Source organism: Agrobacterium sp. ICMP 6402, assembly GCF_009498615.1.
In the GTDB taxonomy this organism is placed as follows: domain Bacteria; phylum Pseudomonadota; class Alphaproteobacteria; order Rhizobiales; family Rhizobiaceae; genus Agrobacterium; species Agrobacterium burrii.
This window is the reverse complement of record NZ_QSNV01000002.1, coordinates 547,444-561,771: the sequence shown is the minus strand read 5'-3', so window position 1 is coordinate 561,771 and position 14,328 is coordinate 547,444. Positions and strand designations below refer to the sequence as shown.

Genomic DNA, 14,328 nt, shown 5'->3' with positions numbered 1-14,328 from the left:
CTCAGCACCTTGGCAACCTTGCCAAAAATGTTCCCGTCCCTCAAAGCGGAAACAGGCTGGTCAGCGGCATATGCGATTTGGTGATCGGCGATTTCAGCACCACGAAGCTGAAATATTTATCGATGCCGACATCCATATCCGTCAGCCGCTCCATGATCGACTGATATTCAACGATGCCTGACGTGACGAATTTCAGCAGGTAATCGTAACCACCGGAAACGAGGTGGCATTCCACCACCTGATCGATCTTTTCGACAACGCCGAGAAAGCGGGCAAAATCGATCTGACGATGGTTCTTGAAGGTGATTTCGGTGAAGACGGTCAGTGTCTGGCCAAGCTTGTTGATGTTGATTTGCGCCGAATAACCTTCAATATAACCTTCGGACTGGAGCTTCTTCACCCGCATCAGACAGGGGCTTGGCGAAAGATTGACAAGCTCCGCCAGTTCCACATTGGTGATGCGACCGTTTTTCTGCAGTTCGTAGAGAATCTTGATATCGATCCGGTCAAGTTTCATCACGTGCGGAACCCCTTTTTTGTTTTTGAGCGAGCGGCATAAAATTCTGACGCTGCAGTGGAAATCTTATCACATGCGCGAGCCCTGTCGATGTAAGCATGTTTTTTTGATGCAGCATAAAGAGTTGCAGACACAGCCCCGAACAGCAGGAGATTCCGGCAAACTGCTCAGTCTGGCAGCGCTTGCACGCCAGCCAAGGTAAATTAGGATGAATATAAGGAGTTCGCCCCATGCCCGCCCCGCTGCAACAGATCACGACATCGCCGGAGCTGCCGAAAGCCGCGGACGCCGTCATTATCGGCGGTGGCGTCGTTGGGGTGTTCGCAGCCTACTACCTTGCCCGTCGCGGCCTGAAAGTGGCCCTGGTGGAAAAAGGCCTTGTTGGCGCGGAGCAATCCAGCCGCAACTGGGGCTGGTGCCGGCAGCAGAACCGCGATGCGCGCGAATTGCCGATTTCGACCCAGAGCCTTGCTCTCTGGGAACAATTTGCCACGGAAAGCGGCGAAGACACCGGCTTTCGCCGCTGCGGATTGTTTTACCTGAGCGACAACGAGGCGGAACTTTCCGGCTGGGCGCGCTGGCGCGACTTTGCCCTCACCGCCGGCGTGACGACGCATATGCTGAGCGCCGATGAGGCAAGTGAGCGGGGGCGCGCCACGGGCAAACGCTGGAAGGGCGGCGTCTTCTCACCCACCGATGGCACGGCCGATCCGTCCATGGCAGCACCCGCCGTGGCGCGCGCCATCATCAAGCTCGGCGGCACGGTGCATCAGAATTGCGCCGCGCGCGGGCTTGAGACGGAAGGCGGCAGGGTCAGCGCCGTCGTCACCGAAAAAGGCACGATCCGCACCAAAACCGCCATCATGTCCGGCGGGGCCTGGGCGTCTTCCTTTTGCCGTCAGCTGGGCATTCGTTTCCCGCAGGCTTCCGTCCGTTCCTCCATCCTCTCGGTCACGCCGGGTGCGGAAGGCCTGCCGGACGCGTTGCATACGAAGGCCGTTTCCCTGACACGCCGGAACAACGGCGGTTACACCCTCGCCATCAGCGGCCTTGGCCGCGTCGATCCGACGGCGCAGCAGATGCGGTTCGCGCGTGAATTCGTGCCGATGTTCCTCAAGCGCTGGCGCAGCCTGCGGCCGGGTGGGCTGGAAGGCGTTCGCGGCGGCCACGAAACGTTGAAGCGCTGGCGGCTCGATGCGCCGACGCCGATGGAGCGGGTTCGCATTCTCGATCCGAAACCCAATGCCGCGGCCATCCGGGAGACCCACAAAAGGGCGATCGAACTCCTGCCCGCACTTGGTAAAACCCAAATTTCCGCCGCCTGGGCCGGGTTCATCGACAGCACGCCGGATGGTGTGCCGGCGATTGGCGAAACCAGCGAGTTGCCCGGTTTCATTCTCGCCGCAGGTTTCAGCGGTCATGGTTTCGGCATCGGGCCGGGCGCCGGTCATCTGATCGCCGATATCGTCACGGGTTCAAGCCCGATCGTCGATCCCGCCCCTTATCACCCCAGCCGGTTCCTTGGTTCGTCATGGGGCAAGGTTGCGGATTTCTGAAGCCATAACAGCAAAACAATATCCGCAGGCGAACCTGCGGATATTGCCGTCCGCCGCTTTTTTTTGACCAGTCAGCTCTTTGGCAGTCCGGGGGGATTGGTGCGCGATTCCGGCAGGGCTTCTTCCGCAAGCTGCCAGCGATCGAGAATTTTCGCGTAAGCTCCACTTTTGATCAGATCATTGGTGGCAAGCGTCAGTGCATCCGCCAGTCCAGAACCCTTGCGGGTGGTAATGGCGACATCGGAGCGCTCCGGCCAGCCGGCCGAGAGGGTTCCCACCCGCTTGATGGTCTTGTCGCGCGCGGCAATGAAAACCAGCTGCGCATGCGGCTGGACGATCACATCCGCCCGGCCGGCGGAAAGCGCGACAAGCCGCGTCGCCTCGTCATCGTAATATTGCAATTCAAGCGGCTTCAAACCGGCGGCGACATTCTCGTCGCTCCATTTCAGCAGAATACGCTCCTGATTGGTGCCGGCACCGACGATGATCCTCAGACCGGCGGCATCCTTCGGCTCGGCGATGGAGGTTATGCCGCTGTCGGACTTGACGAAGAAGCCGTGCAGGCCCTGACGGTAGGTGGAGAAATCGAACTTTTCCTTGCGCTGTTCGGTAACGCCGACATTAGAAATGACGGCGTCATATTTGCCTGAGGCAAGGCCGAGCGGCCAGTCGGCCCAGGCCACGGCCACCAGTTCCAGTTCAAGGCCGAGACTATCGGCAACGGCAAGCGCGTATTCCGGGTCTGCGCCCACGACGGTCTTCGCATCGGTCGCATAGGTCGCCAATGGTGGCCCGCCGGGAGAAACGGCAACGGTGAGTTTGCCCGGCGTGACGAATTTGAAATCTTTCGGTACGGCGGCGATGGCACCGGGGTCTTTTTCAGCCCTGATACGGCCGGGCTGATCCGGTGACAGATCGAAGACATCGGTTGCGAAGGCCGGGGCGAAACCGGAGATAGAGAGAAAGACGCCGAGCATGGCTGTGGCGAAACGAGAGGTGAAACTCATCATGATTTCCCGAGAAAGGATTGCGGGACGGAGGTAGCGCGGGCGGGAGGATGCCCGCGCCACCGGCTGAGTGATGTCCCACCTTCGACTCAGCTTTTAGGAACTCAGTTTTTCACGCTCAGCTCTTGGGCAGGCCGGGCGGATTGGTGCGGGATTCGGTGATGGCTTCCGAGCCGAGATTCCAGCGAGCGAGAACCTTGCCGTAATTGCCGTTCTTGATCTGGGCATTCAGCGCAGCGGTGACGGCCTCGGCAATGCCGGCATCCTTTTTGGAAGCGAAGGCAATTTCCGCCGCTTCCGGCCAGCCGCCCGAGAAGGTGCCGACGAGCTTGGTCTTTTTCTGGCTTGCCGCCTGAAAGGCCGAGGTGGCATTGGGGCCGAGATAGGCATCCGCACGACCGGATTGCAGGGCGACGTCAAGCACGGCCTGATCGTCGTAATATTGCACTTCGGTGTCGGCCAGTCCCTTCGCCTTGTTATCCTTGATCCATTTCAACAGAATCTGTTCCTGATTGGTGGCTGCGCCGACGATCACCTTCAGCCCGGCGACATCTTCAGGCTTGCCGATTGATGTGACCTTGCTGTTGCTGCCCACATAAAAGCCGAGCAGATCGTTGCGATAGCTGGAGAAATCGAATTTTTCCTTGCGCGCTTCCGTCACCGTGATGTTGGATGCGACGGCATCGTATTTGCCGGAAGCAAGGCCGAGCGGCCAGTCGGCCCAGGCAATCGGAACAAGCTGCAGTTCAAGTCCAAGGCTGTCGGCAATCAGCTGGGCGATATCCGGCTCCACGCCAATCGGCGTTTTCGTGTCGCTCGCATAATCGACCAGTGGCAGGCGGAAGGGCACGGTCGCAACCGTCAGCTTCCCGTCGGCAATGAATTTATGACCCGCCGGCAGGAGCTTGATTGCCTCCTCAACCTTTTCGGCGCGCACCCGGCCCTTCTGTTCGGGCGACAGATCGACCTCCTGCGCATGCGCGGCCGGAATGAGCGCGGTGGTGGCAGTGAAAAGACCACCGGCGAGCAGGGACAATAATTTCGATGAAAAAGCCATGTGAGTGTTGCCTTTGTTGTGATTAGAGGACTTTTGCGAGGAATTCGGCCGTGCGTGGATGTTCGGGGTTGTTGAACACCTTCTCCGGTGTGCCCGTTTCTACGATGCGGCCCTGTTCCATGAAGACGACCCTGTCGGAGACTTCGCGGGCAAAACCGATTTCATGGGTGACGATGATGAGTGTGACGCCGGAGCGGGAGAGCTCCTTGATGACGTCAAGCACTTCGTTGACCAGTTCAGGGTCGAGCGCCGATGTCGGCTCATCGAACAGCAACACCTTGGGCCGCAGGGCGAGTGCCCGGGCAATCGCCACACGTTGCTGCTGGCCGCCGGAAAGCTGGCGCGGGTAGGCATTGGCCTTTTCGGCAAGGCCGACACGGGCCAGAAGATCGCGCGCCTCGGCCTGCGCCTGCTCTTTCGAGATGCCGCGAACCGCGACCGGCGCTTCGATGATGTTTTCAAGCGCGGTGAGATGCGGAAACAGGTTGAAGCTCTGGAACACCATGCCCACTTCGACGCGGCGCTTGAGGATTTCCCGCTCCTTCAGCTCATAAAGCGTATCGCCCTGCTGGCGATAACCGACCAGCTCGCCGTCTATGGCGATAAAGCCGTCATCGACGCGCTCCAGATGGTTGATGGAGCGCAGCAGGGTGGATTTGCCCGAGCCGGATTGGCCAAGAATGGTGGTGACGCTGCCTGCCGGAATGGAAAGGGAGACATCATCCAGCACCTTGAGTGTGCCGAAAGACTTGGAAACCCCGTGGATATTCACCGAACCTCCACGATTTCCGATGCGGAAACCTCCTGCACGCGCAGATACCGAAGCTTCTCGCTTTGCAGGCACTGTCACCACGGCCGCCGGCTCCGCCGCTGCCCGGCGTGGCAGGAAGGTGCGGTAGACGGTAGCGAAAAGCGAAGGGGGCGGATTGCGGAGCGCACCACGGGAAAAATGCCGTTCGATATGATGCTGAGCGATCGATAGCGCCGTCAGGATCACCAGATACCAGACGGTTGCGACCATGAGCAGCGGGATCACTTCCAGATTGCGGCGATAGATGATCTGAATGGTGTAGAACAATTCCGGCAGCGCCAGAATATAGACCTGCGACGTTCCCTTTGCGAGGCCGATGATGTCGTTGAAGGCCGTTGGCAGGATAGAGCGCATGGCCTGCGGCAGAACGATACGGGAGGCCTGCCGCCGGCGTGGAAGGCCGAGCGCGGCGGCGGCTTCCAGCTGCCCCTGATCGACCGAGAGAATGCCGCCACGGACGATTTCCGATGCAAAGGCCGCCTGATTGAGAGTGAGGCCCAGCACAGCGGCCGCAAATGGCGTCATCAGCTGCGTCGTATTCCAGCTGAAAAAGTTGATGCCGGTATAGGGCACGCCGATCGTCACCGTTTCATAGAGATAACCGAGATTGTTGAGGATCAGCAGAAGCACGATCAGCGGGATCGACCGGAAAATCCAGATATAGGTCCAGGAAACGGCAACCAGCAGCGGCGAGCGCGACACACGGGCAAGTGCCAGCAGCGTTCCGAGAACAAAACCAAACAGCGCGCCCAGCGCCGTCAACAGCAATGTCCGGCCAAGGCCAACGAGCACCGGCTCGGCGAAGAACCATTCGGCAAAGACGTCCCAACCCCAGCGCGGATTGCCGAAAACGGAATGCAGCACGGCGGCGATGATGAGAACGGAGAAAACCGTGCCCACCGTTCGCAAGGGATAACGGGCCGGAACGATGCGAAAATGCGAATAACCGCCCTTCACCGCTTCACCCTTCTGCTCGCTGACCGCAACATGCGGAAAATCAGAGGCTATCGTCATAGGAAAAAGCCTTTCACAGATGGGCTGAGGAGGGTTGAGGGCTGGTGTGCGCTATCGCCGCGCTTTCCCCGGTCGGAACGAGAACGGTGTCGGAAAGCCATTTTTCGAACGGCAGCGACCGGATCGTCTCCGGATCGGCCGCCGTGTCGAAGAGGGCGCGATAACCGTTGGTGAGGTAAAGACCGACGGCTTCCGGCTGGCGGAACCCCGTCGTCAGATAGACGCGGGCATAACCCTGCCGGATCGCCTGCTGCTCCAGCTCCTGCAGCACGATTTTTGCAAGCCCCTGCCGACGATGGGTCGAATGGGTCCAGACCCGCTTGAACTCGGCGGTCTCCTCGTCGTAACGCATGAAGGCGCCACCGGCGATTGCCTTGCCGTCGCGCAGCAGCAGCAGGAAATTGCCCGAAGGCGGGCTGAAGGCTTCCGGCGGATATTTGTTCAGTTCCGCCCTGGCCCCTTCCGCATTGAAAAAAGTGCCGTAACGGCTGTCATATTCAAACAGCAACTCCTCCAGAAGCGGCGTCGCCAGCGGATCATTGACGGATGTGTAGAGAAAACTATCGCTCATGTCGTTGGTCCTCAGGTTACGGGCAATCAGGAGAGGTATGCTTCAGCCAGGCGCACCCAGAAGCGGGCCGCAGGCGCGATGATCGCATCGTTGAAATCATAGTGAGGGCTGTGCAGCGGCGCGCTGTCGCCATTGCCGACGAACAGGTAAGAGCCGGGCCGCTCCAGCAGCATGAAGGCGAAATCCTCGCTCGCCGTGCGTGGCTGAAAGCCTTCCGCTACCTGTCCGGCGGGAAAATGCTGTCTGGCGACATCGCGGGCAAAAATCGTCTGCGCGGCATGATTGATGACAGGCGGAAAACCGCGGGAATAGGCGACTTCCGCCTTGGCGCCAAAACTTTCCGCCTGCGCTTTGGCGAGCGCCGGAAGCCGTTCCTCGAGCCTGTCGCGCACGGCGGGTGAAAAAGCCCGGGCGGTGATCTGCAATTCCACACTCTCGGGAATGACGTTGGAGGCGGTTCCGCCATGGATGGAACCGACGGTCAGCACCGCCATTTCGCGCGGATCGACGTTGCGGGAAACGATGCTCTGCAGGGCGGTGATGAAGCTTGCCGAAGCCAGAACCGGATCGACCGTCTCATGCGGCGCCGCCCCGTGGCCGCCCTTGCCGACGATCCGCACCTGCGCCTTGTCGACGGAGGCCATGGCAGGGCCTTCGACGAAACCGAACTGTCCGGTTTCCACACCCGGCCAATTGTGCAGGCCGAAGACCGCATCGACGGGAAACCGCTCGAACAGCCGGTCCTTTATCATCGCCCTCGCACCCGCGCCGATTTCCTCGGCGGGCTGGAAAATCAGCGTCAGGGTACCGGAAAAATTTGAGGTTTCAGCAAGATAACGGGCGGCAGCAAGCAGGATCGTTGTGTGACCATCATGACCGCAGGCATGCATGACGCCCGGCGCTTCGCTGGCATAGGCAAGGCCGGTCTCTTCATGAATTGGCAGCGCATCAATATCGGCGCGGATGCCGAGACGTTTTTCACCATGACCCCGTTTCAGGGTGGCAACGACACCGTGACCGCCGACACCCTCCGTCACCTCATATCCGAACGACAGCAGATAACGGGCGATGAGCGCCGCCGTGCGGTTTTCCTTGAGCGACAGCTCCGGATGTCGGTGGAGATCATGCCGGATGGCGATGCTCTCCTCGATGAAGGCAAGGATTCCCCGTTCGGCGTCGTCCTGCGGACGCGCGCCGTCAATGCGGATATTCATGGTTCTGTCTCCTGCACGGCTTTTTGCGCGCCGCGTCTTCTAACCTGCGCGGGCGGCGGCCTCGCCGCCCGGCCGCAGCCTTATGCGATGGCCTTGTCCGAGCCGCTTTCGCCGCTGGAATAGACGCTTTCCCGGAAAGGCAGGCCGAGATGATGGCGAAGCGTTGCCCCTTCCAGATGCGGATCGAAATAACCGCGCCGCTGCAGCACCGGAATGACAAGGCGGATGAAATCATCCAGCCCTTCGGCAATTACGGGAAAGCCCAGAATGAAGCCGTCGGCCGCATCATTTTCCACCCAGCGGATGATTTCATCCGCCACCTTGTCCGGTGTACCGATGAAGCCTTCGCGGGGTGTCGCAGCCTCCAGCGCCGCTTCCCGCAGCGTCTGGTTCTTTTCCTTTGCCCGGCGCTTGATACGGTCGGTCGTTGAACGGAAGCTGTTCTTGCCGATATCACCGAGTTCAGGGAATGGTTCATCCAGCAGATAGGCGCTGAAATCATGGTGGTCGAAAAAGCGGCCGAGATAGGCAAGCGCGTCCTCGATGGTGATGAGGTTGCGGATGACGTCATATTTCGCCTCCGCCTCCTCCTGCGTCTCGCCGACGATCGGGCCGATACCGGGGAAAATCTTCACATCGCTGGCGGATCTGCCCTGTGCAACGGCGCTCTGCTTTACACGTTTGAGGAAGGTCTGGTTTTCTTCCAGCAAAGCGGAATTGGTGAAGACGGCATCGGCATGTTTGCCCGCAAGGCCGATGCCCGCATCGGAGGAGCCGGCCTGAAACACCACCGGCTGCCCCTGTGGCGAACGCTGGATGTTCAGCGGGCCTTCCACCTGGAAGAACCGTCCCTTGTGACCTAGCGTATGGAGTTTGTCGCGCTCGAAGAACTGTCCGCTCTCCCGGTTGCGCACGAAGGCGTCGTCGTCCCAGCTATCCCACAGGCCCTTGATGACTTCGAGATATTCATCGGCGATCTCGTAGCGCAGCGCATGTTCCGGATGATTGCGGCTGTAATTCCTGGCCGTGCCTTCAAGCGGCGTCGTCACGGCATTCCATCCCGCACGGCCGCCGCTCAACAGGTCGAGTGAGGCGAACTGGCGGGCGATCGTGAAAGGGTCGCTATAAGACGTCGAAACAGTACCGGCGAGACCGATCTTCGAGGTGACGGAGGCAAGCGCCGAAAGGATGGTCAACGGCTCGAAACGGTTGAGAAAATGCGGGATCGACTTGTCGTTGATGTAAAGCCCGTCCGCCACGAAGGCGAAGGCAATGCCGGCGGCCTCCGCCTTCAGCGCCGTCTTCCTGAAGAAGTCGAAATTGACGCTGGCATCGACCGGGCTTTTGGGGTGCCGCCAGGCATTCATATGCCCACCGGGACCCTGAAGCATGATGCCGAAACGGATTTTCTTTCTCGTCATGTCATTTCTCCTGAGGACAAGATCACGCCGCCCGGGAAAGGCGATGCGTGGCCAAGAGTTCAATCGAGGTAAGCCGCTGATCGGCCCCCACATGCGGCGGTTCGATGATGAATTCCTCAATGCCGTGCTCTTCGGAAAGAGCACGCAACGCCCGGTGAATATCTTCCGGTGCGCCATGGAGGACGTTGGGCTTGCGCTCCTCGATGCGATAATCGCTGTCACCGGACTGGCGGGCGAACTCTTCCGCCTGCTCCCGCCGGCCAAGGTTGAACGCCCTGCCATCGCTCAGAAATACCCGGTAGATGCGCTGTCCCTCCACCTGCCTTGCGGCATGGTCGGGGTCACTGGCGGCAAAAGCCGACAGGGCAAGGACCGGAACTTTGCCCCCGCTTTCCTCGCGGAATGCTGAAAGGCTGCGGCGAAGAACCTCCGGATCACCATTGAGGTGGCCGGCAAAGACGAAGTTCCATCCCTTTGAGGCCGCAAGCCTTGCGCTTTTCGGGCTGGCGCCGAGCAAAAACCTCTCCGCTGCGACCGGCGGCGCCGGCGTTGCCTGCAATCCGGCCTGCGCGTGGTCCTGCGGCGCGACACCGGACAAGAATGTGGTGAGTTCTCCGAATGCCGTTTCGAAATCCGGCTTTCGCGCCGGGTCATAAGCCTGTTGCAGGGCTGAGGTGGCCAGCGGCAACCCGCCCGGCGTCTTGCCGACACCAAGATCGACCCGGCCAGGCGCAAGCGCCGATAGCACGTTGAAGACTTCGGCAACCTTATAGGGGCTGTAATGCTGCAGCATGACGCCGCCTGAACCGACGCGGATGCGGGATGTCTTCGCCAGAATCCACGCCACCAGCGCCTCGGGCGCGGAACCGGCAAGCTCCGGCGAATTGTGATGCTCGGCCACCCAGAACCGGCGGTAACCCAGATCTTCGGCGCGTCTGGCGAGATTGATCGTGTCGCGGAATGCGCCTGCCGCATCCTCACCCGCCGAAACGGGGCTCTTATCCAGCAAACTGAGAGTATACATCATCACCTCGCATGTCTTTTGATGCATACTTTGTCTACTGATTTTATATTCTAATAAAGAACGTTCGTTCCACGTTGCGACGCGATCAGAGAAAATATTGTTTTCCGTCACGATTCTGAAAACCGGTTCTGGCAAAAAATATCCGCAGCGCCGGAGATGTGACGTCGAAAAGGCGGAAAACAGGCGGTTTTCAAAGCCATATCCGGAGGAAACGGCTTGCGCGGGAATTCGCTAAAAACTACTTAGTAAGTTAGGAATAATATGGCCGGCGTTGCGGAATGTGCCGGCCCTCTTTGCGGATCAGGCGATGTTGACCAAAAAAGGCAAATACGGATTAAAGGCTCTGGTCGATCTGGCGCGATTGCCCCAGGGAGAGACCGCCTTCGTGACCGAGATTGCCACGCGCAACAATATTCCGAAGAAATTTCTGGACACCATTCTTCTGGAGCTGCGCAACAGCGGTATCCTGCGCTCAAAGAAAGGACCGAATGGCGGTTATTCGCTCTCGAAAATGCCATCCGAAATCATGATCGGCCAGGTTATCCGCACGCTGGACGGGCCTTTGGCCCCCATCCGCTGTGCCAGCCGCACCGCCTTTGAAGCCTGCGACGACTGTGACGATCCCGAGACCTGTCAGGTCAGGGTTTCGATGACGGACGTGCGCGACGCCATCGCAACCATTCTGGACAATATGACGCTCGCACAATTCGTCGCGAAGGACGGACAGGACGCGCTTTCCATTCCTGCCGGCAAATAGGCTTCGCTTATTGCCGGCGCAGATCATCCTCCAGAGATGCAATCAGCCCGGGCTCACTTAGGCCATCGATAAGGCCGAGACGCGCCATCAGGATTTCAAGCGTGATGGCGTTGTTCCTGACCGAACGAAAGGTAACGTTTTCCGAGCCCACCTGCGCCGCATCGATATTTGCCGCCAGGCTGGAGATTTGTGCTTTCAAGAGTTCAGTGGCGAGAAAAACCTCGCCGATGACGGGACGCGCCGCGCCCTCGTCTGCCAATCGGTCAATCAGCAGCGTCGAAAGTTCACGCTGTTTTTCACCCAGGGCCACCGCCGCTTTCAGCAGGGTGGCGACGGAGGCGGCGAGATTTCCTGCGCCCTGCGCAAGAAATGTAACCTGATCGGCGCGCAGCAGGCCATCCCATGATGTATCCGGCCGATTGCGCAAAACCACGAGCAGGTTTTTTCCCGCCGCATTCACAGCCGGAACGACAATCCAGTCCGCATCGGTAGCAACAGGGCGCACCACATCGTCGGGAAGCCGCAGGGCGAAATCGTCGTCGTTCGTTAAAACCGCGTGCTCCGCGCTGAGATCGGAGGAAGCAAGAGCGAAGGTTTCACCAAGATCGAGGCGGGCGAAGAGGGCCTTGCGTTGCTCTTCACCGCCGGCATTCCGGATGAATTCAAGCGCAGTGAAATGTTCGACCAGATCACGCGCCGCCTCCGCATCCGCGGCAGCAATAATCGAAAGCGCCTGCGCGAGAATATCGTTGGTTATGTCCGCTCCACCCAGTTCATTCGGAACCGAGAGGGCAAGAAGGCCGGAGCGGGCGATCCGCGCGTGGACCTGCCCGCTATTTTCGAAGGGACATTTCCCGGCAATTGCCCGGGCGACGGTCAGCACATCGCCATCCGCGCCAAGACGTGGAGGAATGAAACGAATTCTTTCGCCGAGCGGCGTGACAGATCCCATGCTCAACTCCCTCAAAAAATAACCCGTTGAATGCGTTCACTCAGTCCAGCGAATGATAACGCCCGTTCTGATAGACCAGCGAATGTCCGGAGCCGATGCGGATCGCCTCCACCTTGCCGATGATGATGACGTGGCTATGCCGCTCGATTGCCTCTTCAATGGTGCAATCGATAGCGGCAACGGCGTCCTCAAGGATGGGTGCGCCGCTTGCAAGCCGGGTCCATTCCGCACCGCGATAACGGTCCGCACCCTTCAGGCCGCCAATGCCGGCAAACTGGTTGGCGATGAACTGGTGGTTCGCGCCGATGATATTGACGGCGAGGTGACCGAAACGCTGCACCACCGGCCATGTGGACGACGACCGGTTGAGCGCCACCAGAATTCTCGGCGGATCGACCGACAAAGCGGTGGCCGAAGTGACGGTCGCACCGGTGCGCGCCTCGCCTTCTCCGGCGGTGATGACGCTGACGCCGCCGCCGAGCGTTCTCAGCGCCGCCTTCAGGCTATCGGCATCCGCAGCCTTACCCGAAACCGGATCGCGAAGATTGATGAATTGTTGATCCTTGGCCGCATATTGCAGTGTCATCGATCGCTCCTGAAAACAGCTGAATTGTCCAATAGCTAGCAGCGGCGGCAGGGGATTAAATAGACATCGTTTTCCATAATATTTATATTCTATGGAAATAATGTTCTATCTGTCAGACCCTTTCTTACTCAACCCGGCCGACAAGAAACCGGACAAAAAAAGGGTAGCCAATTCCCCCGGCTATATAAGAAATTTCGTTCCAATTTTTCCGAAGAGGGGAGTGTTTGTCTCCCTCCGCGAGACTTGCCGCACCGGCAGCCTGTAACCTTAGAAAACCGGGTACAGGCTGAGCATGGCGAAGTTCATTTCGCAGATTTCTTCCCGCTCAAGCTCGAGATCGCTTTTTCCCTGCCTGATACGCCCGGAATGATCCAGCGGATGAAGAGTAACCTGCTCATCTGCGTGAGGCCGACGCCGGGTCAGACCGAACAGATCAAAAGTAAACGCATGAAATCCCTGCGGCATGTGCGCCTCCTTTGCTCAACGCCCACTATCCTCCGGCGACGATCCAAAATCGTCAATATTTTCCATCAAATTACTATTCTATAATTACCCGGCTGCTCGCAAATGCGGACTAAGGTTGCCAAGATGAGGAAAATTCCATTTCGAAGGCCAGAATCGGCAGGATTTCAGCGCATGACCGTCACGGCCAGGCAAACCGGCGTTTGAGGATGAGACCTGCAAAAGCGCCAAGACAACAAAAAAGGGAAAATACCCAACCCGACACCGCACCCGCATGAATGCCCGACAGCAGCACGCCGATGGTGCAGCCAAGCGCTGTCATGCCACCCCAGCCCATCAGCACACCTCCGGCAAACCGGGTCATCAGCCCACCAGTAGACGGCCAGGATGGCTGGAATTTTCCCGCCGAAAGCGCGGCTGCGAAGCTCGCAAAGATCAGCCCCAGCACAAAGACGCCGTTAGGCGACAGGATCGTGGTTTTTACCGCGCTGATGCAGCCCCGTACCGTATCGAGGCTCGCAAGCGTTTCCGGCACCCATGCCGCGGATGCACCAGCCGTTCTGACGATGCTGCCGAGTTCGGCGGTTACCCCAAGCGGCGCAACGCGGAAATAGGAAAAGGCGCTGATGGCTGCAACCAGAACCCCGGTGACGACGGGCGGCCAGCGTTCAACAAAAACGCTTCGCAGGGCCTGATGCAGCCGGTTTTCCGATGCACACAATGAAACAGGCGCTTCCCTGTCGAAAAAGAGAACAATGAAGATCAGCCCGGCCAGAACAAAGCCGGCAAGCAGCAGCGCCAGGCCATATCCAAGATGGTGCGGCAGCCAGATCGGCGGGTCGCTGAAAACGCTGAGCGTATAAAGGAAATTCCAGCTGAGGAGCGCCAGCAGAAAACCGAGCGCTGCACCGACAATGGCAAGAACGGAACCAAAGGCTCCCTCCCCCAGCCGGTAAAAGTGTCCCGACAGGCAGGAGCCGGAAAGCGCAGCGCCAACACCGAAAACCGTCGACGCCAACGCCAGGACCCAGCCGACCGGGCCGATATGCGCGTTGGGCGGCAGGCGGCCGGGCTGCGGAACCGGCATCCACGCGATGGTGATGATCTGATAAAATACCACGCCCGCAAGAAGTGCGACAAGGATTGCAAGAACGCCATCCGAGCGCCTGTTGTCGACGAAATCGCGAAAATTGCAGAGAAAACAGAACCGTCCGCGCTGCATCACAATGCCGAAAGCAACGCCGGCCAGAAGTGAAAATGCAAGCTGCCTGCCATTTTCAAGCGCCCCCAGCTGATGAGCCGCAACAGCCAACGTGCATAAAATGGCAAAGGCCGTGAGGCGGCGAAGGGTGAAACGCATGTGGGACCGGACATGTCAG

General features: G+C 59.2%; 14 protein-coding genes. 2 read left to right on the top strand and 12 right to left on the bottom strand.

The genetic code is table 11. The features are described from left to right. Positions 1–40 precede the first annotated feature (40 nt). A complete protein-coding gene (locus DXT96_RS10785) occupies positions 41–517 on the bottom strand; it encodes an Lrp/AsnC family transcriptional regulator (RefSeq protein WP_153514854.1) in 477 nt (158 codons plus the stop codon). Between the two features lie 230 nt (positions 518–747). On the opposite strand from DXT96_RS10785, the gene DXT96_RS10780 reads away from it, so the two are divergent. Continuing rightward, positions 748–2,073, top strand: a complete 1,326-nt coding sequence (locus DXT96_RS10780) for an FAD-binding oxidoreductase (RefSeq protein ID WP_153514666.1) — start codon at positions 748–750, stop codon at positions 2,071–2,073. 71 nt (positions 2,074–2,144) lie between these two features. Here DXT96_RS10780 and DXT96_RS10775 read toward each other — a convergent pair whose 3' ends face one another. The 7 genes from DXT96_RS10775 to DXT96_RS10745 form a co-directional block, all read right to left on the bottom strand. Then, positions 2,145–3,080, bottom strand: a complete 936-nt coding sequence (locus DXT96_RS10775; protein WP_153514664.1) for an ABC transporter substrate-binding protein — start codon at positions 3,078–3,080, stop codon at positions 2,145–2,147. Positions 3,081–3,198: 118 nt separating this feature from the next. After that, complete coding sequence (locus tag DXT96_RS10770) at positions 3,199–4,137, bottom strand: ABC transporter substrate-binding protein (protein WP_153514662.1); 939 nt, start codon at positions 4,135–4,137, stop codon at positions 3,199–3,201. Between the two features lie 22 nt (positions 4,138–4,159). Further along, positions 4,160–5,962, bottom strand: a complete 1,803-nt coding sequence (locus DXT96_RS27335) for an amino acid ABC transporter permease/ATP-binding protein (RefSeq protein ID WP_153514661.1) — start codon at positions 5,960–5,962, stop codon at positions 4,160–4,162. A gap of 13 nt (positions 5,963–5,975) precedes the next feature. Further along, complete coding sequence (locus DXT96_RS10760) at positions 5,976–6,533, bottom strand: GNAT family N-acetyltransferase (protein WP_153514659.1); 558 nt, start codon at positions 6,531–6,533, stop codon at positions 5,976–5,978. Positions 6,534–6,559: 26 nt separating this feature from the next. Next, entirely contained in the window at positions 6,560–7,747 is a 1,188-nt protein-coding gene (locus DXT96_RS10755; protein ID WP_153514657.1) for a M20 aminoacylase family protein, read from the bottom strand. An 80-nt stretch (positions 7,748–7,827) separates the two neighbouring features. Beyond that, on the bottom strand, positions 7,828–9,168 hold the full coding sequence (locus DXT96_RS10750) for an LLM class flavin-dependent oxidoreductase (protein WP_153514655.1): 1,341 nt from the start codon (positions 9,166–9,168) through the stop codon (positions 7,828–7,830). A gap of 22 nt (positions 9,169–9,190) precedes the next feature. After that, complete coding sequence (locus DXT96_RS10745; RefSeq protein WP_194287619.1) at positions 9,191–10,195, bottom strand: LLM class flavin-dependent oxidoreductase; 1,005 nt, start codon at positions 10,193–10,195, stop codon at positions 9,191–9,193. A 304-nt stretch (positions 10,196–10,499) separates the two neighbouring features. On the opposite strand from DXT96_RS10745, the gene DXT96_RS10740 reads away from it, so the two are divergent. Beyond that, entirely contained in the window at positions 10,500–10,949 is a 450-nt protein-coding gene (locus DXT96_RS10740; protein ID WP_046801485.1) for an Rrf2 family transcriptional regulator, read from the top strand. Positions 10,950–10,956: 7 nt separating this feature from the next. Here the strand turns inward: DXT96_RS10740 and DXT96_RS10735 are convergent, their stop codons facing one another. From DXT96_RS10735 to DXT96_RS10720, 4 genes are all read right to left on the bottom strand, one after another. After that, the gene (locus tag DXT96_RS10735) at positions 10,957–11,901 is read right to left on the bottom strand and encodes an acyl-CoA dehydrogenase family protein (RefSeq protein WP_153514651.1); all 945 of its coding nucleotides are present in this window, start codon (positions 11,899–11,901) and stop codon (positions 10,957–10,959) included. Positions 11,902–11,941: 40 nt separating this feature from the next. Next, positions 11,942–12,487, bottom strand: a complete 546-nt coding sequence (locus tag DXT96_RS10730) for a flavin reductase family protein (protein WP_142843630.1) — start codon at positions 12,485–12,487, stop codon at positions 11,942–11,944. 267 nt (positions 12,488–12,754) lie between these two features. Further along, complete coding sequence (locus DXT96_RS10725; protein ID WP_153514649.1) at positions 12,755–12,952, bottom strand: hypothetical protein; 198 nt, start codon at positions 12,950–12,952, stop codon at positions 12,755–12,757. A gap of 178 nt (positions 12,953–13,130) precedes the next feature. Next, positions 13,131–14,309: a YeeE/YedE family protein gene (locus DXT96_RS10720; RefSeq protein ID WP_153514647.1), complete on the bottom strand. Its 1,179-nt coding sequence runs from the start codon at positions 14,307–14,309 to the stop codon at positions 13,131–13,133. Positions 14,310–14,328 lie beyond the last annotated feature (19 nt).